This window comes from Streptomyces sp. NPDC001858 (assembly GCF_053594615.1).
Map to the genome: position 1 here is coordinate 19,963 of NZ_JBSFEV010000054.1, position 21,434 is coordinate 41,396.

11 protein-coding genes and 1 pseudogene are annotated in these 21,434 nt (G+C 69.2%); 8 read left to right on the forward strand and 4 right to left on the reverse strand.

Going from position 1 to position 21,434, the window contains the following annotated elements; all coding sequences use genetic code 11:
• Position 1: 1 nt before the first annotated feature.
• Positions 2 to 7,402, reverse strand: coding sequence for a hypothetical protein (locus ACWCPF_RS41305; protein WP_451050291.1), 7,401 nt, complete (start codon positions 7,400 to 7,402; stop codon positions 2 to 4).
• A 1,897-nt stretch (positions 7,403 to 9,299) separates the two neighbouring features.
• On the opposite strand from ACWCPF_RS41305, the gene ACWCPF_RS41310 reads away from it, so the two are divergent.
• From ACWCPF_RS41310 to ACWCPF_RS41335, 6 genes and pseudogenes are all read left to right on the forward strand, one after another.
• On the forward strand, positions 9,300 to 9,911 hold the full coding sequence (locus tag ACWCPF_RS41310; RefSeq protein WP_451050292.1) for an ATP-binding protein: 612 nt from the start codon (positions 9,300 to 9,302) through the stop codon (positions 9,909 to 9,911).
• Between the two features lie 503 nt (positions 9,912 to 10,414).
• Positions 10,415 to 10,600, forward strand: coding sequence for a hypothetical protein (locus ACWCPF_RS41315; RefSeq protein WP_451050293.1), 186 nt, complete (start codon positions 10,415 to 10,417; stop codon positions 10,598 to 10,600).
• 153 nt (positions 10,601 to 10,753) lie between these two features.
• Complete coding sequence (locus ACWCPF_RS41320; RefSeq protein WP_451050294.1) at positions 10,754 to 11,137, forward strand: hypothetical protein; 384 nt, start codon at positions 10,754 to 10,756, stop codon at positions 11,135 to 11,137.
• A gap of 17 nt (positions 11,138 to 11,154) precedes the next feature.
• Positions 11,155 to 13,350 (forward strand): telomere-associated protein Tap, encoded by a 2,196-nt coding sequence (gene tap, locus ACWCPF_RS41325; protein WP_451050295.1) that lies wholly within the window; start codon positions 11,155 to 11,157, stop codon positions 13,348 to 13,350.
• Positions 13,351 to 13,353: 3 nt separating this feature from the next.
• The gene (tpg, locus tag ACWCPF_RS41330) at positions 13,354 to 13,914 is read left to right on the forward strand and encodes a telomere-protecting terminal protein Tpg (protein WP_451050296.1); all 561 of its coding nucleotides are present in this window, start codon (positions 13,354 to 13,356) and stop codon (positions 13,912 to 13,914) included.
• A 131-nt stretch (positions 13,915 to 14,045) separates the two neighbouring features.
• Positions 14,046 to 14,270: pseudogene (locus ACWCPF_RS41335) on the forward strand (transposase); the annotation flags it as partial.
• Positions 14,271 to 14,525: 255 nt separating this feature from the next.
• On the opposite strand, the gene ACWCPF_RS41340 reads toward ACWCPF_RS41335, so the two are convergent.
• Entirely contained in the window at positions 14,526 to 16,361 is a 1,836-nt protein-coding gene (locus ACWCPF_RS41340; protein WP_451050297.1) for an eCIS core domain-containing protein, read from the reverse strand.
• A gap of 144 nt (positions 16,362 to 16,505) precedes the next feature.
• On the opposite strand from ACWCPF_RS41340, the gene ACWCPF_RS41345 reads away from it, so the two are divergent.
• Both ACWCPF_RS41345 and ACWCPF_RS41350 read left to right on the forward strand, forming a co-directional pair.
• Positions 16,506 to 16,796 (forward strand): alpha/beta fold hydrolase, encoded by a 291-nt coding sequence (locus ACWCPF_RS41345; protein ID WP_451050298.1) that lies wholly within the window; start codon positions 16,506 to 16,508, stop codon positions 16,794 to 16,796.
• Positions 16,797 to 17,207: 411 nt separating this feature from the next.
• Complete coding sequence (locus ACWCPF_RS41350; RefSeq protein ID WP_451050299.1) at positions 17,208 to 17,339, forward strand: hypothetical protein; 132 nt, start codon at positions 17,208 to 17,210, stop codon at positions 17,337 to 17,339.
• 566 nt (positions 17,340 to 17,905) lie between these two features.
• On the opposite strand, the gene ACWCPF_RS41355 is transcribed toward ACWCPF_RS41350, so the two are convergent.
• Positions 17,906 to 20,320: a hypothetical protein gene (locus tag ACWCPF_RS41355; RefSeq protein WP_451050300.1), complete on the reverse strand. Its 2,415-nt coding sequence runs from the start codon at positions 20,318 to 20,320 to the stop codon at positions 17,906 to 17,908.
• 71 nt (positions 20,321 to 20,391) lie between these two features.
• Entirely contained in the window at positions 20,392 to 20,808 is a 417-nt protein-coding gene (locus tag ACWCPF_RS41360; RefSeq protein WP_451050301.1) for a hypothetical protein, read from the reverse strand.
• Positions 20,809 to 21,434: the final 626 nt, after the last annotated feature.

Genomic DNA, 21,434 nt, shown 5'->3' on the forward strand with positions numbered 1-21,434 from the left:
GCTACTCCTCTGCCAGCTCGATCCAGAAGTCCTCCAGCATCGACGCCAGCGCCGTGCTGCCGAAGTCGCCAACCCGGGAGGCGGGGAGTATGTCGTCGATCAGCGGAAGATCGGCGAGGTCGACCGCGCGCATCTTGACCAGCTCCAGGGTGTCGCGCACCACCAGGGCAAGTCCGTCAGCGGTCCAGCCGCGTACGGGGTCGGGCGGCACGGCGATCAGGACGGCCTGCGGCGCCTTCGCGTCGGGCCGGTCGAAGTGGAACGCCACTCCGGTCAGCTCCGACTCCACCGGAACCGGGTCCTGTCCCGTCTTCGTCGCGGCCAACGCATCGGCGCCGGGCAGCACCTCGGCCCACTCGTCGAAGACGATCCCCGCGATCGGCTTGCCGGCGGGCAGATCGGCCGGCGTGTGGCAGACCAAGTGCCGGCGGGCCGGGGGCCGCTTCAGGGGGTCGAAGGTCCCGCCGATCCATGCGCCGCCCCGCGGCAGCTGCGACGCGGACAGCCGGCAGGGCCTGCCGGCTCGGGCGCCCGCCAGCAGCAGTGTCTCGTGCCAGGTCCGGACCGCCGGCCGGACCGTGCCGAGGCGGCGCACCCAGTCGGCCACGGCCGCGCCGGACGTACCGGTCGCGGAGGCGGGCAGCGCCACGCCGGGCAGCAGCGCGGTGAGCGGAAGGGCGGTGCCGAGCAGCTCGCCCAGCGCGCGGGTCACGTTTCCCAGCCACCCGGGGGCGGTCGCGTCCGCGGCAAGTGCCTCGAGGCGGGTCAGGTCGCCCTCGATGCCGAGGGTGTTCCGCAGCCCGGCGTCAGCGAGGCCGGCGACGAAGCCCGCCACCCGCCGCCGCACTTCTTCGTTGTCGGGTGCCGGTAGGTCGGGCCCGCCGGGCCGGTCGTCGAGTACATGCGCCGGCAGCAGGGGGCCGGCGCTCGCCAGCAGGCCCTGGATCCGGCCGGCGACTGCGCGCAGCTCGTCCCAGCCCCGTGTGAACTGAACCTCCACGGCGGAGATCTGGGACAGTTGACCGAGTCTGGCGTACAGCCTGCGGTGCGTGCTGCCGGCGGCATCCAGGACCAGTCCCAGCGTGCTGAACCCGATCCGTTCGAGCGTGACGTCGAACGGCCTTGACGCCGATCCGTCCTTGACCGTACCGGCCAGCTTCCATGCGGCGGCAGGCCCGAGCAGACCCGCCGCCCAGGCGTCCACCCGCGGTTCGAGTGCGGAGAACAGGTCCGCACCCCACCCGGCAGGACGCGATGGGGCGGCGGGCAGCACAGCCGCGATGCGATGGGTGACGGCCCGCCCCCGGTGCGGGGTGCGCAGTACGTCGAACCGATCCGGTACGTGCTGACCGCTGCCCAGGGTGTCGGCGGCCAGGCCTGCCCGCATGGGATTCCCGCCGACGAGCTGGTGCACGCTCTCGGCGAGCAGCAGGTCGCTCACCGCGTCGAGCGCGTCGACCAGATCGTTCAGCAGGGGAAGGACCAGCGGGTCGGCGGGCGGCCGCCCGTCCGCGAGCAGCAGCCCGTCCACCGTGCCGGCCGCGTGGGCCCGCGCGAGCGCGATGCCGTCGACGACGTTCCGGGCGGCGATCGCCGCGGAACTGCGCGCCCAGAGCTCGGGGTCGGGCTGCCCGGTTGCGGGCTCGGGGGCGACCGGTGCGGGGAACGTGTGCCGGAACTTGTCCTTCTCCCGGTCCAGATCCGCATCGTGCAGAGCCCGCTCGAAGCGGTACCCGAGCAGCGCCCCCAGGTTCTGACCGCGCCGGACCCCGCCGAGCAGCCAGCGGGCGGTCCTGGCCCGCCGGGAGGTCAGGTCGACGGCGAGCGGCGAGAGCGCGCCGTCGGCCGGGGGCTGGGGCTGCCCGTCGACGGGCGGCGGAGCCTCGTCGCGATGAGCCAGATAGCCGGACCGGAGCACGGCTGCGGTGGCCGCGTGGTGCAGCGAGGGGGCGTGCACGTACCCGTCGGACGGCTTCGCCGAACCGGGGTAGAGGTTCTCCACCCAGCCGTAGCCGCCGAGGCGGATGCCGGTGGTGCCGGCCGCCCGGGTCTCGCTGAGCCTCCTGGTGGCCAAGGAGGTCGCCCACGCGTCCCACCGGTGCGAGTAGACGTCGAGCAACTCGAAGGCCAGCGGCAGGAATTCACTCGGGGCCGCTGCCGCGAGGGCTTTCAGACCTGCTGCCATCGCATCGGCCGCCGGCAGCCCCGCTTGTACGGAGGCGATGAGCGCGGCCGTGTCGGCCTCGGCCGTCGGACCGCCCTGCCGTCGTACGAAGACCAGCCGGTCGACGGTCCGGGGAATCGTGAAGGCGATGTCCGTCTCGTCGCCGAAGACGTCGCCACCATGGTCTTGGAGGACGTTCCGGCTGTCGCCGTTCAGCAGCAGCGGAACGAAATCGCTGGGCTTCTGGGCCGCCGTGTTGAAGCGGAAGTTCCCGAAGATGGTCGGCTTGCGGTCGGGGGAGGGGAGGCCATCGCCGGTCAACGGCCACCGCGCCATGTACTGCTCGTCGGTCAGCTGATTGCGGAGTACCGCCACGGCGTCCACGAAATGCCGGTGACTGGCGTCGAAGAGGCCTGGATACCTGTCGGCATTCGGTGCGAGGCGCTGTGGTACGAGGGAGTAGTCCGGTTCCGTGGTGTCGGAAGTCCAGGACAAGTTGCTGATCAGCTCGGACGGAATGGTCCATCGCACTCCGGACCGGACGCCGGCGACCGCCACGGTGGGACCGGGGGCGCGTTTGCTGACGCGGTCCCACTTCTCGTGTGCGCCCCGGGAGGTCGTTTCGCGACGAATCACGAAGTCGTTCGACACCGGAAGCCTCGACAGGATGTCGGCGGCGATCCGGTCGGCCGGCGTGCCGTCGGTCACGCGCGGAATCCAGCCCGGAGCGAGCGCGCCTCTCCAGTGATGGCGCAGCCGCTGCAGCCAGGGCAGGATCAGCGCGTCGGCGCCGTCGGGGCGGTCCGGAACCCACTCGTCGACGGCTGTCACCGGGAGGAATCCGTACGGCTGTCGCCCGAGCCGGACGGTGGGCAGCGGTCCGCGGCTACGGACGTGCGCGGCCAGATGAGCCCGTACCTCCTGCCAGCGTGCGTTGGCCTGCTTGCGCGCCTCTTCCGACAGCGGGCTGCCGCTGTCGAGCATGAGCGATTCGATCTGGAACGCGAGCGCCAGCGCCCACCAGCTCAACTGCGACAGCGCGGCGATGGGGCCGTCGCCGTCGTGCCCGGCACCCGGGCACTCCGCGAGGAACGCCGCGCCGGGTCCGGCTCCGTTGCCGGGATCCAGTCCGAGTGCCCGTGCCAGGCGGGCGGCGTCGGTACGGTCCGCCAGCGCGGGCAGCGCGGCGGGCGGCATCGGTACCGGACGGGAAGACCACGCGGAGCGGGTTTCAGGCGTGTTGTTCGTCGGCGTGCCGGGGGAGAGGAAGCCCAGTCCGTCGGTGAACGCGTGGCTGTGCAGGTTTCGGCGCAGCCGTTCCGCCCCGGCTTCCGGTGGCAGGTCGCTGACCCCGATGACGAAGAGTTCGTCCAGATGGTCGCATCCCGCGGGCAGGGTCAGTACGACCCCCATGCCGGCGGCCACCGCGGCGTCGAAGTCGATCGCCCACTGCGCATGCCCGTGGTCGGGCGCGGACTCGTCTGCGGCGAGCAGACCGAGCGGAAGCGGGTCGGGGATGGCTGTGCCGGTCTGGTCGACGACTGCCTGCCCGCCGACGAACCCGAGGAAGCGCCACTGGGCGGGCAGTGTGGACACCTCGGGAGCCTGCCTGCGTGCCGGATCCCGCAGCCGAGGGGCGGGCGTGCCGGGGCGTGTGGCACGCGTCGCCCACGCTGCGCGCGGTGCGGCCACCGTGCGGAGCAGTGTCTGCCATGCCCGGTCGCCCGGATCGGCCCAGTAGGCGCGGGCCCCTTCAAGCTCGTGGGGAGTCAGAGCCGGCTCGAACGCGTCGACATGGATGTCGTCAGGGTAGACCCGCACTTTGATGCTGCGTTTGTCGGCGGCCCACTTCGTCTCGATGCGCACGGGCAGTAGTGCGATCGGCATGTTGGTCCGCTCGCCGAACAGTGGAGCCTCAGCATCGAGGGCGGTGGTGAGCTGCTGAGCGGCGCCGTCGAGCCGGGTGCGCAGGCCGGCGAGTTCTTCCCGCCGCCGGTCCTGGTTCTTCTCGGCCCCGCGTACGAACCCGAAAATAGTGCCACCGAAGTTCGGATGATGCGTCGGGGCCCCCATGCGCTGCCACTCGTGAATCCTGCCCAGCGTCACCTCCCTGGCGTCCACGTCGATCACCTTGATGTCGTGCTCCAGGCGAGCCACGTCGAGCGCGCGGCGCAGTGCGAAAGGGCTGCCCCGGGGCGCCAGTGGCACCGCCAGGGAAAGAACCAATGCGTCAGGCCCGTCGAGCCGTGCGATCACCCCGTCGACACCGAGACTGAACTGGAAGCGAACGCCCGGCACTCCGACCGCGGTCAGGACGTAGACGGCCGCCGGAATGAGCGTGACCCGATGGGCGGTGCTGCGTGACAGGACGCCGGCGGACCAGCCCAACAACTCCGGCATCAGGTCATGCGGCAAAGCCCGCCCGTCAACGGTGACCGAGAAGCCGGAAATGGTCAGCGTGCGCCAGGAAGCCACGGCGAAACGGGAGTACCGCGGATCCAGCACGATCCGTCCGTCGGTGGTCACTGCGAAATGGAAGTCGGCCATGCCTCGAGCAAGGATGAACATGTAGTTCTGGCCTGGCATCAGGGTCAGTTCGTGGGTGGTCGTCCGTGAAAGTGGTCCCGCCTTCCAGCCGAGGAGTTCGGGGTTCAGGTCGTGGGACAGCGCCCGCGCATCGATGGTTATCTTGAACCCGCGCAGCGTGAGGATCCGCTCGGTGGCCTCGGCAAACGCGGCATGCTCGGGACCAATGCTGATCCGTCCGTCGGTGGTCACCGCGAAACGGAGGTCGGCCATGCCTCTGGCGAGAATGAACATGTAGTTCTGGCCTGGCATCAGGGTCAGTTCGTGGGTGGTCGTCCGCGATAGGGGCCCCGCGGTCCAGCCGAGGAGTTCAGGGTTCAGATCGTGGGACAGAGCTGTCGCGTCGATGGTTACTTTGTATCCGCGAAGCGTCAGGGTGTGCCCGCTCACGTCCGCGAAGCCGGCATGGTCGGGGTGGAGACTCACCTGTCCGTCGGTCGTCACCGCGAAATGGAAGTCAGCCATACCCCTGGCGAGAATGAACATGTAGCTCTGGCCTGGCATCAGGGTCAGTTCGTGGGTGGTTGTCCGCGAAAGGGGTCCCGCCTTCCAGCCGAGAAGCTCGGGGTTCAGGTCGTGGGACAGCGCCCGCGCATCGACTGTTACCTTGAACCCGCGCAGAATGAGAGTCCGCTCAGCGGCCTCAGCGAACGCGGCATGCTCGGGGCCGAAGCTGATCCGTCCGTCGGTGGTCACCGCGAAATGGAAGTCAGCCATGCCTCTGGCGAGAATGAACATGTAGCTCTGGCCTGGCATCAGGGTCAGTTCGTGGGTGGTTGTCCGCGATAGGGGCCCCGCGGTCCAGCCGAGGAGTTCGGGGTTCAGGTCGTGGGAGAGTGCTGTTGCGTTGATGGTTATCTTGAACCCGCGCAGAATGAGAGTCCGCTCAGCGGCCTCAGCAAACGCGGCATGCTCGGGGCCGAAGCTGATCCGTCCGTCGGTGGTCACCGCGAAATGGAAGTCGGCCATGCCTCTGGCGAGAATGAACATGTAGTTCTGGCCTGGCATCAGGGTCAGTTCGTGGACGGACGCTCGCGAAAGTGGTCCCGCCTTCCAGCCGAGGAGTTCGGGGTTCAGGTCGTGGGACAGTGCCCGCGCATCGATGGTTACTTTGAACCCGCGCAGCGTGAGGGTCCGCTCGGTGGCCTCGGCGAACGCGGCATGCTCGGGGCCGAAGCTGATCCGTCCGTCGGTGGTCACCGCGAAACGGAAGTCGGCCATACCCCTGGCGAGAATGAACATGTAGCTCTGGCCTGGCATCAGGGTCAGTTCATGGACGGATGCTCGCGAAAGTGGTCCCGCCTTCCAGCCGAGGAGTTCGGGGTTCAGGTCGTGGGACAGTGCCCGCGCATCGATGGTTACTTTGAACCCGCGCAGCGTGAGGGTCCGCTCGGTGGCCTCGGCGAACGCGGCATGCTCGGGGCCGAAGCTGATCCGTCCGTCGGTGGTCACCGCGAAACGGAAGTCGGCCATGCCTCTGGCGAGAATGAACATGTAGCTCTGGCCCGGTATCAGGGTCAGTTCGTGGGTGGTCGTCCGCGATAGGGGCCCCGCGGTCCAGCCGAGGAGTTCAGGGTTCAGATCGTGGGACAGAGCTGTTGCGTCGATGGTTACTTTGTATCCGCGAAGCGTCAGGGTGTGCCCGCTCACGTCCGCGAAGCCGGCATGGTCGGGGCGGAGACTCACCTGTCCGTCGGGCGTCACGGTGAAACGGAAGTCCGCGAAGCCTCGCGCCAGGACCAATCCGTAGCCCTCGGCAGGAAACAGAACCAGTTCATGGACGGTGGCGCGCGAAAGCACCGCGTCGTTTCCGTTGAGGAACGGCCGAAGGTCGTGGGACAGGGCTCGGCCATCGATGGTGACGGTGAATCCGTGGATGGTGACGAGGGGTGTGCCGTTGGGGGTGGTGCTGGTGGTGGCGCATTGGGCGGTGCTGGAAGTGAGGGTGATAGTGCCGTCGGGGTTGAGATCAAACGCAGGGACGATGACTCTGGGACCGGGGACGAAGCCGTAGCCTCGAGCCGGGATGAGGACGAGTTGGTTGACGTTCGTGCGCGGCAGTCGTTTGTCATTGCCGTTCAAGAAGGGTTCGAGGTCGTGGGACAGGGCTCGGCCGTCGATGGTGACGGTGAATCCGTGGATGGTGACGAGGGGTGTGCCGTTGGGGGAGACACCGACCGAGGCGCACTGCGCCACGGTTTCGGCCAGGCGCACCGCTCCGTCGACACCGACGTCGAACAACGGCACCACTACCCTCGGGCCGGGGACGAATGCGTACCCCTCGGCCGGCAGGAGCGTCAACTCATGGGCCGTGCTCCTCGAGAACCGTGCCGCGCTGCCGTTGAGGAACGCCTCCAGGTCATGCGACAGCGCCCGCCCGTCGATCGTGACGCGGTAGCCGCGGAGAATCAGCGTGCTGGTGCCGCGTCCTCCGAGAAATGCGTCGTGGGCGGCGTCGTACTCGACGAACCCCTCTTGCGTGACCTGGAATCCGAAGCTCGTCGGCCGGCCGGGGACCTGCTCGATGCCGTAGACCCCGGGGGCGAGGGAGAGCACAGGCGCGCTCGCGCCGTCGACGACATCTTGGCTGTGCCCTGAGACAGAAAACTTGGTGAAGGTCAAACCACTGCTGTCGATTCTGATCTCGGCCATGTCGCTTCCCGCCTCTACCATCCCGCCGATCTGGAGGTGTACCCCGTCGTGCCCTTCGCCGCCTGTGAACCTCGGCGTCAGGGTGAAAGCAATCGATCGGAAGAGGCCGCTGAGGCGCACGGTGCCGTCGGAATCAGTGGGCTCGGTCGACCCTGGGGATGGTTGGAACGCCTCGCCCGTGACCCTGTTGCCGTCTACCTTGAACTTCTCGGCGTCGCCGCTGAGTTGCGTGACCTCCGTACCCACCGGAAGATCTAGAAATTCCAGGGTCGAGGCGAGCGACCCCAGATGGAAGACAGGATCCTTCACCTCGGCATCGAATTCCACTCTGAATGAACTTCCGCCCCTGAGGCCGAAGATTTCTACGAGGTCGGACGTGGGCAGCGGCGGGCTGAAGGACGCCGTATGAAATCCCGTGAACGTCCCGTTGAGGATGGCTGTGCCCAGCGGGGCGCGATCCGTGGCCACGGTGCGCTGCCCGGTGAGTCTCACACCATGGCCACCCAGGGTTCCGATGGCCTCGGTATTCTCGTCATTGCGGAACGTCCAGTCTATGAACGCGAGCCGAAGGTTCGCCATTTGTCTCGGCCTTCCTGACGATCTGGCCCAGGTGAGCCACTGGCAAGAGGAACAGCCTTGCCTCATGGCCGTAGAACCCTCTGCCTCTTGGGCATCTTTATGAGATGCGCGGCTCCCGATCCTTTACCCGACCTGGGTGGTGTCGTACTCGACGAACCCGTCTTGCGCGACCTGGAATTCGAAGTTCGCCGCGGACGGGGACTTGCTCGATGCCGTAGAGCCCGGGGCGAGGGATAGCGCTGGCCCGGCCGCGCCAGGCGACGAGTTGTGGGCTGTTCCCTGGGACAGAGAACTTGGTGCAGGACAGACCACTGGGGGTACAGAGTCGGGGTCAGGGCGTAGCACCCAGCGGGGCGGTGACTGCACGCGCCGATCTGCTCGTGTCTTCACTTCAGGATGTCACGGCGGTCTCCGGTCGCAACAAGGAACATGCCACCGAGGTTGGTGCACTCGGCTGTGCGCGCATGTGTCACCCTCGAATTCCACTGCGACACGGGGCACAGCGGGCGTGACTTCTAGGGCATTGTTGTTTCCCCATGCGGAGGAGAAGCGCACCCCGCGTCAGGGGTGCGCAGCGTCCCCTTCGGTGGAGTTTCGCCCGAGCTTGGCGCACTGGGCAGACGGCAGCGGCGTGCTTCGAGCCGCAAGGACCAGTTTGCCGGTGTCCGCGCACCGAGAAGGACACATAGCGGTCGGCTTACGGTGCTGGTGATACCGCTCACCAGCACCACGACAGCATCGCCGCACGCCTCCTGTCCGAGCGCATCCGAGTGTCCTGCATTGGCCTTGGCTGACCCCGCTGCCGACTGGATCGTGTGATCGCGGACACGGCCTACGGTTCACGCGGGATCCGTGCTCCTTCCGTAGGCGCGGCATCGGCACACCAACCTGGAAAGAAGTGACCAGCAAATGCACCATCGCTGTCGTGGCCGGCGAGGCGGCAGGCCGCCGGGCTTGGGACACCGGAATCCACCGCCACCGCAACCCCGTCGAATGCTGATTCAACCGACTCGAGGGATCTCGTGGCCTTGTCACCCGCTGCGAAAAGACCGCCGCCTCTCTAGGGAGCGGTAGTCACACTCGCATCACTCCCGCTACGGGCAAGATCAGTTTGATGACGGACCCAGTGACGGGTGTCGCGCAGCGCTTTCGCACCGGTTGACCGGCAGATGGTCTGACTTTGTGGGAGCATCGACTTACGGGGGCAGTGTTGTGAGCGCATACGCGGACAGGGATGGAATGTCCGCCGCCACCATGCCAGGGTCTTTGTGAAGTGCCGAGGTGGACGGTTCGCCTGCTGAGCAACGGATGCGACGGCATGTCGACTTCTGTCGGCAACATGTGCCTGGGCGAGCTCGAACCTGCCGAGGACGTCCGCAAGATCACCTTCCGGGCCCGTCCCACGGCCCGCGCGGTGCGCTATGAGCTGTTCACCGCGCTCGACCTGCCCGGGGCCCCGCCGCGCCACCCCAGTGAGTTCGACCGCCTGCTGAAGACGGCCCTGTCCGAACGCCCCCGCACCTTCCTCGTGGATGAGGTGCAGTGGCTCAACGGGGAGGCGTTCGAGTACTTCCGCTGCCTGTGGGACGAACCCTCCACCCGGCTCGCGGTTGTCTTTGTCGGTGGCGAGGGCTGCCATACCGTGCTGCGCCGCGAGCCGATGCTGTCGTCGCGGATCTTCATCCGGCAGCACTTCACCCGCCTCACCCCCGGCGAGGTCGGCGAGACGATCCCGCTGTTCCACCCGGTGTGGGCCGACGCCGACCCGGACGACATCGCCTTCGCCGACCGGCATGCCGCACACGGCAACTTCCGTGACTGGGCCCGCCTCACCGCCCACGTGCGTCTGGCACTGTCCCGCACCGGCCGGCCGCGGGTGGACCGTGAGGTGCTGCGGTGGGCGTTCAGCCGGCTGGGCGGCTTCGCCTGATGCCCCGGTCGCACGCGGCCCGAGGCTCATCGCCCGTGTGCGGGAGTACCGGTGGAATACGAGGAGGCGGACTGCGGTGGGACTGCTGGATCCGGTCAACGCGCTCGGTGAGATCGCCGTGGACGTTCTGGCGTGCGGTCCGGCTGCCTCCGGACGCTGCCCGCCCCGCAAGGCGCTGCGCACGGCGGGCCGTTCGCCCTTCACCGTGGTCGTGGACCGTGAGGACGACGTGCGCTTCACCCGCACCGTGCTGGCCGCCCACCATCCGGCGGCGGGACGGGTCGTGGTCCACCCCACCGTCGGTGGCGGCGGACGTCTGCTGTGGCACGACGTCCTGCACGCGGTGGCCGACGGCCGGCCCCTGAGGGCCCCGTCCTGCGCCGCGCACGGCAACGCATCCGCGCAGGAGCGGACGGCACGCGCCGCCCTGAAGGCCGCGGCGGTGCACCGGATGATCGTCCTGCGCGCGCACCGCATCGGACTGGGCGTACGGGGCGGACCTGATGGCCCTGCACCAGGCCACCGGCACGGACGTGACCGTGGTACACCATGCCGAACTGCCCGTGGACCTGGTGCATCTGCTGCGCCACTGCCACCACCGCGTCCTCACCGCCTATGCCGCCGTGCGGGCGCTGCACCCGCAGGCGGGGACATCGGGAAAGTCCTGGGCGGGCAGAGGGCACCGGTGACCGGCGGCTCCGGGGAGCTGGTCTGTGGTGGGCCGCGGCAGAGCCGTTGTGCCGTGCCCGTCACTGCTCCCCGGGGACTGCGCGGCAGTCCTTCACGGCCTCAATGGAACAACGAATCGTTGTTCCATTGTCTGGATACGGTAGGGTGGTCCTATGCCGCGAGACTCCCGCCAGCAGGCCCGTGCCCGCCTGTCCGTACTGGCCCCCGCGCCCGCCGGGGACACCACGTTCGCGCGCTGTGTGGAGCAGGATGCATCCCTGATCGGGCGGCTGCTGGCCGCCGCCGGCGAGCGGGGCGATGACGGGCCGGCGCTGGGCGTGGTCCCAGACGACGTGGGTGCTGCTCTGGGCCTGTTCGAAGGGATGCGTGAGCAGCTGGACCGGCTGGAGACTCAGGTGGTCATCGAGGCGAGGCGCCGCGGCATGGACTGGCGGCAGATCGCCCAGCATCAGGGCCTGAACTCCTCCCAGGCCGCCTCCCAGCGTTACCAGCGGCTGATGACCCGGCTCGAAGAGATCCGCCAGGGCGTCCGGTGAGCGAGGAGGAACCGCAGATGAGCGACCAGCCACCGCAGTTGTTCACCGCGGTCGACTCGCTGCTTGCCGCCGTCGACGACGGTACCGTGCTGCCCGTTCCGGCTGAGCGGGTACGGCTCCGCGAGGCGGCCGGCCTCACCGAGGCGGCAGTCGCCCAGGCGCTGGGCGTACGTGTGCCGAGTATCACGGCGTGGGAAGCCGGCCGTGCCGAACCCCGGGGTGAGCGACTGGAGGCCTACCGCCACCTCCTCGAGGGCCTTGCCCACCGCTACCCCGCGCCGGACACGCCCCTTGCCCGTGGTGGAGCCCTCCAGCGACCGGTATGCCCGGCACCGCCACCGACGGAGCCGGAGACGTCGTTGGCCCTCACACCACCACCGGTACCGGAAACCTTCTCCGGCCTGCCCGTCGTGCCGGAGGCCGAGCCTGTCGAACTTGCGCAGACGCCCGCAGCTCAGAGCGCTTCACAGACGCGGGGCCAGACCGGCCGGCCTGCCGCATCGTTGCGTCGCCCGACGCAGAAGAGGGCTGCCCGGTCTGTCGATACCGATCCGCGGTTTCCGCACGGTCCGCTCGCCGTGTTGGACGGTGACGGCTCCGCGTACGGCGTGGACGGGGTTGTGCTGGACTGCCCGGCGGCCACCGTGCCCGAGCTGGTGGAGTGGACGCTGACCGAGTCCGGGCTCGGTGCGCCGAAGCTGCACCGCTACGGCAAGGATGCCGACCCGCTGATCGTGCTCACCGCGGCCGCCGCGGTGAGGCTGGGGCTGCCGGAGCGCCTGGAGGGCCACGAGCAGCGCCGTTCTCTGCGCTTGCCCGCCGACCATCCGGTGGTCAAGCAGGTAGCCAGGGCGAAGTGGCAGTTGACGCAGCGCGGGTTCGGCCCGTGGGCGCGGATCTACCGCAAGGTGCAGGGGCGCGAGCGGCAGTGCGTGCAATTGGCGATCCTGTCGTGGGACGCGCTTGATGAGCGGTCCTGGCCCGGCGTCTGTGACATGGAGCCGGCCGGTATCGCCCGGATCCTTGGCACCTATGCGGCCCGGGTCATCACCCCGCGCGGGTCGACGGCCGTCTCCGGCCTGGAGCTGATGACCGCCATGCGCCCGCCGACCCGCGCCGTGCGCGACGAAACGACCGGTGCCTGGGTCTCCGGCCCCCACTCCGGTTCGCTGGGCACGGAGCCGATGGACCCTGCGCCGCCGGAGGCCACCTCCGAGCACCCCGTGGTGGTGAACTCCGGCTGGAGGGGCGGCTTCCTCGATGAGGAGGCCTACCAGTGGGTGCGCGATGTCGACCTGCTCACCGACCAGGAGTGTCTGCTGCCTCACGCGGTGGGCCTGGACCTGAACACCGCTTTCCTTGCTGCGGCTTCACGCCTGGTGGTGGGTCTGTCCGCTCCGGACCACTTCCATGGCCCCGCGTTCAACCCGAAGATCCCCGGTTCCTGGCTGGTCGACCTCTCGCACGTCGAGGTGGATCCGCGCCTTCCTTCCCCGTTCACCCCGACCGGGGAGCACCCGCAGGGCCCGGCCTGGTATCAGACGCACACGGTGGCCTACGCCCGGGAGCTGGGCTTCACCGTCCAGCCGCTCGAGGCGTATCTGCGCCGGGAGACGGGCGCGTACCTGGACCCGTGGCACGACCGCCTCAAAACCGCCTACGTCGACACCCTCGCCGACCTCGGCGTCACCAAAGACCTCACTGGCGCGGAGTTCCTCGCAGCGATGGAGCGACACAAACAGGCCGACCCCGCCATGGCCGCTGTCCTGTCCGCGATCAAGGCCACGGTGAAGGGAGGCGTCGGCAAGCTCAGGGAGCGCCCCCAGGGCCGCCACTACAAGCAGGGGGAGCGGTGGCCGGCGCTGGAACGCCCGACCTGGCGCCCCGACATCCGCGCCGCCGTCATCTCCAAGGCCCGCGTGAACATGCACCGCAAGCTGAACAACATGGCCAAGATGACCGGCCTGTACCCGCTGGCCGTGCTCTCCGACTGCGTCGTCTACCCCAGCCCCGGCCCCAGCCCGCTGGACTTCCTGCCCTACGACGCCGCCGGCAACCCCCGGCCGGGCGGCTTCCGTCTCGGACCCACGCCGGGCCTGGCGAAGCTGGAGGGCGTCCAGTCGATGCTGTGGGCGGTCGACCTGATGGAGCAGGGCCTCAACCCGGCCCGCCACATCAAGGGCGGCGACGCCGTCCTGGACGAAGGCGAGTAGACCATGCCAGGAGAAATCCACAACGCGATCGAACGCGCCGACCGGGAAGCCTTCACCCGCCAGCCGCCCAAGACCCTCAAAGGCCAGATCGGCTACCTGATCCGCCAACTGGGCAGCGCCCGCGCGGTCGCCGCCGAGATCGGCGTGACCGCCGACTCCGTCAACCGCTACCGCCGCGGCGCCCGCAAGCACGCCCGCCCCGACATCGCCGAAAAGATCGACAACGCGGTACGGGCCCGCTGGCAGCCGCTGGTGCGCAGACGCCGCCGGCGCCAGGCCGCCGCGACAGGCGGGCTCACGGTCGAGACCCGGGCCCGGTTCGGGTACACGGCGCCCATCGGCACGACCGACGACGGACGCTTCCGGCGGCTGACCGTCCATCTCCCCGCCCCGTACGCGCAGCGGCTGTTCGACGCCCGCGACGCCGGGGCCGGTGACCAGGAGATGCGGCAGATCATCGCCGACGGATTCAAGGACATCTACTTCCAGGACGGCGGGGCCCGCGCGCTGGGGCTCTCGGACGTACAGCTCAACGACATCGACTACCTGGACCTCGACTACTGACCCCGGCGCAACCGCGCCCGGCTCGGGCGCGACCGGTGAGCCGAGGCGCGATAGTTGTCCCATAGGCAGTCCTGTTGTCACCTGCGAGGTGCAGCGCCGGAAGGTCGTTCTCTCAAGTCTTGACGGCCTCTCATATCCCGAAAAGGCGCTGGGTAGTGGAGCGGGGTATCGGTTGGACCATGATGCACCGCCGCCTCGCCCGGGGCTACGAGGCCCTCGCCGCCAGCTCCGAAACCGTGATCCACGTTGCCTCGATCGACAACCTCGCCAAGCGCATAACGGGCGAGACCACGCCAACCTGGCGAGGAACCTACTGGAACTTAAAGGGTAATTCGGCTATACCAAAAGCCCTCTGACGAACCAGACTCCGCGCTTCGGTCGGGCCGGCTGAACCGCGTCGATCGCGTATGCGACGGTTCGTGGCGGGTGGGCAAGGCGCAGGCCCCACGCGTGGCCGAATGCTCCAGGGGCCTCGGTGCATGGGCGGGCATGCGCGCGCTGCCGGCGCAAGAACCGGATCCTGCCGGCGGTGCGCTCCCCCGCCGTCGCGACGGTGCGGGGCCACACCGGTGCGGGGCCGCGTCGCCGCGCGGTCCCGCACCGGGCGGAGCTCACAACGCGAGCAAGGCGATGATCCGGCCGTGCGTGCGCAGCAGGGCCTGTGTGTTCTCCTCGAACCGGTGCAGGGCCACCGCGTTGTTCAGGGCGAGCGCCCAGGAGTGAATGCGGGCCGGATCGCCCTTCTCCTGCGCCGCGAGCCTGACGTTGGCGTACCGGAGGCCCTTGAGCACTTGGCGGATCTCGGCGTCCGCGTCGGCCGCGAGGGGGATCAGATTGTGGTCGTTCTTGATCGTGTTGACGGCGACGCCGCCGTACAGGGCGTTCGCGATCGTGTCCCAGCGCGTCTCGGCCCGGGCCATCCGCAGTGTGATCGGGTTGGCGAAGCTGCGCACACCCGGCGTGGCGGGCTGGTGGGTCGGTGCCAGGTGCGGTCCGGCGACGACCGGGACGGGGGCGGGGATCGCCACCATCGGTGTGCTGGTCCAAGCGGTGTGCCAGGTGGTTCCGGCGGCCGCCGGATCCGTCTGGTACATCTGGAAGTAGTAGCGCGCGTCGGCTCCCGCGACCCCGTCCTCGCCGTTGCGCGCGTAGTTCTCCAGCGTGACGACATCCGTTCCGTCCGCCGCCACCACCCCGGCCCAGTGGTCCCCCCAGCTCCGGCTGCTCAGCAGAACGGGGTCCAGGCCACCGACCGGCCGGTAGTGGTCGGTATGCGTCGGGTAGGTGCCCTGGGTCAGGGCCGCCCCGGGCACGACGTCCGTCAGGGCAGCGGTCAGATAGCCCTCACCGACCCCGGGGGCGGCGAACTGGTTGATCCCGTACTGCTGGAGCAACCCGGTGAAGGCCGGGGTGGGCGCGTGGGCGGCGGCGCCGTACGCCACCGCGATCGGCCGTGCCGTGTTGGCCGCCGCCAGAGCTGACGATCCGTCGATCGCCGCCGGCAGCGGCGGGGGCACCAGTGCGCGGGCGACGTTGTACTCGATCAGGTGGGCCGGCGGCACGTGCGGATCGGTCTCGAAGCGCGGCACCGGGGCCGGCTCACCGATGACCTGCGCGATCATCTGGTTGCACGGCTGCACGCACTGCATGGCGGTTCCGGTGACACCCGACGCGACATCCTGCGGCAGCACCCGGTACAGGGTGTTGCCCCCGACGGTGATCCGCTGCTGGTTCGGCCCCACCGGGTCGCGCACCAGCCGGAAGGCCGAACCGACCAGCGTGAGACGGTTGTTGCTCGCGTCGATGACAGCCTGTGTCGCGTAGAAGCACTTCGGCTGCCGGAGGCCGAGGTCGCAGTCCTCGATCGCGATCTCGTTGTTGCCCGACACCCTCAACGTCACCGCGGCCGGATTCGTCGCCGCCAGCCGGACCGTCGGCGGAGCGCCGGTCATGAACGACGAACCGCCCCCCGCTTTGACCTGGCCGATGAACGAATCGTGCGCCTGCACCGGAGCGTGGTGGGCTCCGCCGCCCGCCACCACGAACGGTGCGCCCGGAGCGGCGGGGTGCACGGCGTAGAACTGCGCGACGGCGCGCCCATGGCCGCGGCCGCGCCGCGGACCGCCCGGGATGCGCACCGGCCGACCGCCCGCGACACGGCGCCCGGCCTCGATGGCCTCGGCCTCCAGCGCCGGGTCGAACCCGCCGGGCCGGACCCGGCCGTAGCGCTGCTGCAGCACGTGCGCCAACTCGTGCCCGATGATCTCGCGTCCCCACCCGCTGCCCGGGACGTACGCCCCGGGCGCGAACGCCAGGTCGGAACCGTGCGCGCAGGCGATCCTTCCCGCCCCGGACGCGGCCTGCGGCAGGGCGTCCTCATGGACCCGTACCTCCGCGAACCCCGCCCCGAACAACTCCTCGAACCCACCGCGTACCGCCGGTGACATCACTCGACTCGTACTCAAGAGTCCCCCCGGATTCAAGCCGTCTCTCCCTGACGGTGAACGTACGCGGACCGAGGACGACGGCGGGACGTTTCACCGATACCGATGCTCGGACCCGTTGATATCCGGCCATAATCGGATGAACGCTTGTTCAGTATCCGGCAGACGGTCGTGCTGCCGCACGTACGCGGACAGGGCCGCTCCCGGTGTGCCGACCCGGCCCGCCACACCTGGGCCCAGTACACCGCCGACCTCGTCGCCCTGCTCGATCACCTCGGCGTGGACCGGGCGGTGGTCGGCGGCACCGGGCTGGGTTCGACGATCACCTTGCGGACCGCCCTCGCCCACCCGGACCGGATCCGGGCGGGCATCCTGATCGGCCGGTGCTGGTCAGAAACTGCAGGCCAGGACGGTGCCGCTGGTCCCGGCGCCCGGTGAAGCGCCGCATCGGGTCGCTCGTGAGCACCGGCTCCTGTACGAGATCGTGCACCGAGCAGGACGCATCGTCCCCTCCTGCCCGCCACGAGACCGCCCATCGCCTCGTCCAGCCGTCGCCCAGATCCAGGCCGGACCGGCCCGCATCGACGTCCGTCGGCACGAAAAGCTCCCCCCAGCTGCACAGATGCGACCAGACGGACCCAGTGTCAGCGGCTCCAACTACCGTTCCCGATCCAGCACGTGTAGCGGCCATGACCTCATGGAAGCGTGGCGGAGAGCCGTCGGCTCCCGATCTTCGTTTCTGGTGACGGAAAGACTGCAGAATGAGCGTCTGTGACAAGTCGGATGCCTCGTTTGTGACAACCAGGCTGCTTCAGCCGTCCCCATTCACCAGCTCAGCCGGACCTGCTGGTGACAACTTCCAAGCTTCGGTTCAACCGGCTGGACCTGCCCCTGCTCTACAACCCCGAGCCCGCCCACCACGGTGACCGCCCCGCCCTGCACCAGGCGATCCGGGCCGCGTTCGAGGTCCTGGAGGAATAGGCCGCGGCCGGGTACGGGGTCGCCACCTGGGCGGATCTGGAAGAGCAAGCGTTCACGGTGGGGAACTGCTCGCCCCGGCCGACGAAGTCGCCTGCGGACAGCACCACCTGGCCGCCGTCCAGCTCCCGGTCAGTCTGGTGATGATGACGCCGGTCACCCAGGTCCTGCACGGCCGGGGTCCGCTCCCAGCCGCCGGCCTGCAGGTGAGGGCCTCCGCACCTCTGCACGGCGGGAAACTGCCCGCCTGGTCGATCAGGAGCCCGCCGGTCTCATCGCACGCAACGGCCGCTGCCCTACCCGACCCAGTAGGAGCGGGAGAACACGTGGGTGGTGTTCGTACACGACGCCTTCGAAGGCACATTCGCCGAGGCAGACCACCTCCAAGCGGCGGGCTGCGGCGAGATCCCCAGCCAGGACGTCAGCAACTTGATCAGCCGCCCGAACTCCTTGTCCTCAGCCGCAAGTGCATCGATGTTGATCTCGCTCACTCGCTGCGCGAGGTCGAGTTGCTGCGCTGCGGAAGGGTCGATCGAGGTCAGGCCCAGCCAGAGGGCCCGCTGGACGGGTTAGGGCAGCCCGGTGTTCGTCGTGTGCGGCGCGGAGTCGGTGAGGTGGAGGCGGTGGAGGTCTTCGTGGAGCCAGGCGTATGCGTAGTCGATGGCGGGCGTGTCGTCGAAGACTTTCGGTTCGCTGAGTACCGGCGTGCTCGGGCGTGCCCACGGGGACCTCGTCGGCTCGTTCCCGGGTGGGACAGGAGGCATCGGAGCGTAGAGGTCGTCCTCTGATGGGACGAGACGGACGGTGACCGAGTTGACCGTCGAGGGACGGAGAGAGAGCCGCATGCCAGGCGGTTCGTACAAGCCGTTGCCGCCGGGAGGGGTGTACAGGTCGGCGGTCAGTGCGGCCGGAGCGGCGCTGGCTAGGCCGAGGACCTGCTTGAGGTGCGGGAACCAGGTGTCCACGAGCGCGGTGTAGATCTCGACAGCGGCGGTCAGGACTTGCTCGGTGCGCAGCCTGAGCTGTTCCGCGCTGTAGGTGTCCCAGACCCAGTGCACGTGAGGGCCGTGCGCCTGGTCGGGGACGGCGTAGGGGTGGCGAAGCATGCCGTCGGCGTCAGCCCACCGACCGCTGCCGAGTTCCCCGTCGATCCGGATCAGCTCCGCCTGCCAGCCGGTGAACCGTTGGTTGAAGGACGACCGGACCGGCAGGCTTCCCCCGGAGCAGAGGTGCCGTCGCAGGGCCTGGTGCACGTCGTCCGCTCGCATCGGCGTGTAACGACGGGAAGCGAGTCCCAGCAGACCCGCCCCCGCCAGCCACAGGCGCTCCCTGGTGTAGGCGTCGCAGTCGGCCAGGTCGAAGTCCCTGCGCTCGCAGAGCTTGCACAGGCCGGAGGCGAGTACGTCCAGCGTCTGCTGCCAGGGCCAGGCGGCATAGCCCGCTGAGATCGGCCCGAACGATGCCGTTATGGGGCGTATCCCGCGTGGCTCCGACCAGCGATGGGCTACCGGGAGCGCGAGTCCCGGAGTGTGGTCGCCGTCGCGGCGCAGGATGTGCAGTCCCAGCTTGTCGCCCTCCAGGCTGGCGTCGACCGTCACCGGGCCCGCCCATCCCGCGTAGAGGAAGATACGGTCACCTGCCGGGATGAGCGCGCGCCGCCAGGCCTCAAGAGTCGTGGTCAGGCGCTGGCTGACCACGCCGGCAGGCAGATCCGGCCGTGGGCCTTCCTCCTCTGGCACGTCACGCGGAAGGGCCTCGTGGACTGCCCAGGCCGCGATGCCTGGCTGGGCACGAAGCAAAGGATCAAGCACCGTCCCGACCGGCTCCCAGCCTCCCGAGGCAATCGCCATGGCCAGTCCGTAGCGCCACCTGTCCAGCAGCTCCACGCTCTGCACGACCTCGGCCAGTGCCCCGCCGGCCAGCAGCGCCTGGCCGGCGAAGTACTGCTCGAGGACCGGCAGAGCGAAGGCCAGATACCGGTCCCCGAGACGCACCACCAGCCGGGTGCCCAGCAGTGCCCGCACTTCGCCGGGGCTGCCCACGTCAGCGGCCACCGCCACGCCTCCGGTACTGACACAGGCCGCGGCCAGCCGCTGCAACAACCGCTCGGCACGTTCTTCCTGGACGCTTTCGACATCGCGTAGCGCCCGGGTGACCAGAGCTTCCAGGAAGGCCACCGGACTGTTCGGCAGCCGCTCACGGTCACGCTGGAGCTGCGCTGCGATGATGGCGAACAGAGGCCGGCGCAGCACGCTGCGCACCATGCTCGATTGGCTGCGTACCACGAAACCGCTTCCGCCGAGGCGGTCCATCAGTGCCGCCGCTTCGTCCTCGGACAGCTCCGGCATGACCCTGCGCGAGGTGGCGTCCATCTCCAGGCCGGGACGGGCAGTGACCAGGATGCGCCAGCGCTCACCGGCCGCAGACGCGGCCCAGCCGAAGGCCTGATCCAGCAGTTCTTTACCGCGGATTGGACCGGGCTCATCCAGCCCGTCCACCACCAGCGCGACACCGCGTGCGGCAGGCTCTCCGAGCGCGCGTGCCACGCGGGTGGCCGCGTCGATCACGTTGCCCTGAATGTGCTGAGCGACAAGATGGACGGGAATAGGGGCCCGCGCGTCGACGCGGGCTGCGGCGATGTCCTGCTGGTGCTGCCGCTCGGCAGCCAGCGACTTGCCCGTTCCGAAGCTGCCCTCCAGAACGACCACACGACCCGATCGGGTGGGGGCCACGACCGCCGTGGGCAGGGCTCCCATCTGCTGGGTGTCAGCGAATTCGGATGCCACCGCGAGGGGAACTCCGGCCGCGTGCCAGCGCTGCACCATGCGGGCCCGGCCTGCGGCGGCCAGGTCATCCAGCGTCACCTGTTCATCAGGCCGCGACTGCCCCACGACCACGGTGTTGTCGTGTCCGGACACGACAATCTCGGCAGAGCCGCCGATCGCAATGGCCCCTTCGCCCGAGGCCGACACCGGGCTCGGCACAGCCGAAGTCTGCTGCGGGCCGAGAGAGGCAGCGTAGCGCGGCCGGAAACCGAAGCGGCCCCACCAGGTTCTCACGTGCTGTTGCCGTCTCCGGTGACCGCCTCACCGATGGAACCGCCCGCCGACACAGACTTCGGACCTGACGCCTCCACCGGCCCGGCCGGGGCCACCGGCACCGGGAGAGGAGAGGGCGGCGGGGCCGCCAGTCGGCTGCGGTTGCCCGTGACAGCTCTGCCAATGCTGCCGCCGGCGGCAATGGAACCTGCGCCGGACGCAGTGACCCCTTGGACGCTACGCTGCGCGGACTGCAGCAGCAAGCCACGGACGGCAAAGACGGTCATGACGAGCGTGACGGTATCGGCGGCAAAGCCCGCCACGGTCCCTGCCGTGCTGAGATCCTTCAACCACAACAACAAGGCCAGCCCTACACAGGCAAGACCGGCTGCCACCGTCACCACCCACAGCACGCCCCGGTGCCAGCCAGTCATCGCAACACCCCACATGTTCCTTATCTGTGGCCGGACCCTAACCGAGGACAGCACTCATGGCCGCACTTCCTCAGCTCCGAGTGACCGCTGTGGTGCCCAACGCACCGCGGGACCAAAAACGCAGCGGGCTCGTGCCCGCTACGTCCTGAGAGAAAGCAATCCAACGCTGGCCGCTCCCCCAGCACCGGCCGTAGACCTCAGCGTCATAGGCCTCGTCCGTCACCAGAGCCACGACACCGACGGCATGGCCTGCGTATGCGTCGCTGAGGGCCGTTGCCCGAGCGTGTGCCTGCAAGGCTCGGACGAAGGAGGGGACGGCGATACGCGAGCCGTCGTATTCACCAAACCCGGCGTGAAGGACAAAGACGCAGCTGCGGCAGGAGATAACCGGGCTTGGCAGTCGTCTGGGATCAGTCCTCGTCCATCATGCGGTCCAGCGCGCACAGCAGGAGGGCCCCCACCTCACGCAGATCCCCTGCTCCAGTAACCAAGAGCAACGTCTCCCCGTCGTCTGCTCCTCGCCGTAGGCCACTAGGCGCTGTTTCTCGGATCTCCTGACGTGAGTGGGATGTTGGGGGCCAGGCTGGCTGTATGGGCCGTGGGGATCTGACGAATGCAGAGTGGGA

Bases quoted from the DNA above. Each gene is read 5' to 3' on its own strand.
- ACWCPF_RS41305 (WP_451050291.1), bottom strand. From the start codon at position 7,402: ATGGCCGAGATCAGAATCGACAGCAGTGGTTTGACCTTCACCAAGTTT.
- ACWCPF_RS41310 (WP_451050292.1), top strand. From the start codon at position 9,300: ATGTCGACTTCTGTCGGCAACATGTGCCTGGGCGAGCTCGAACCTGCC.
- ACWCPF_RS41315 (WP_451050293.1), top strand. From the start codon at position 10,415: ATGGCCCTGCACCAGGCCACCGGCACGGACGTGACCGTGGTACACCAT.
- ACWCPF_RS41320 (WP_451050294.1), top strand. From the start codon at position 10,754: ATGCCGCGAGACTCCCGCCAGCAGGCCCGTGCCCGCCTGTCCGTACTG.
- tap (WP_451050295.1), top strand. From the start codon at position 11,155: ATGAGCGACCAGCCACCGCAGTTGTTCACCGCGGTCGACTCGCTGCTT.
- tpg (WP_451050296.1), top strand. From the start codon at position 13,354: ATGCCAGGAGAAATCCACAACGCGATCGAACGCGCCGACCGGGAAGCC.
- ACWCPF_RS41340 (WP_451050297.1), bottom strand. From the start codon at position 16,361: ATGTCACCGGCGGTACGCGGTGGGTTCGAGGAGTTGTTCGGGGCGGGG.
- ACWCPF_RS41360 (WP_451050301.1), bottom strand. From the start codon at position 20,808: ATGACTGGCTGGCACCGGGGCGTGCTGTGGGTGGTGACGGTGGCAGCC.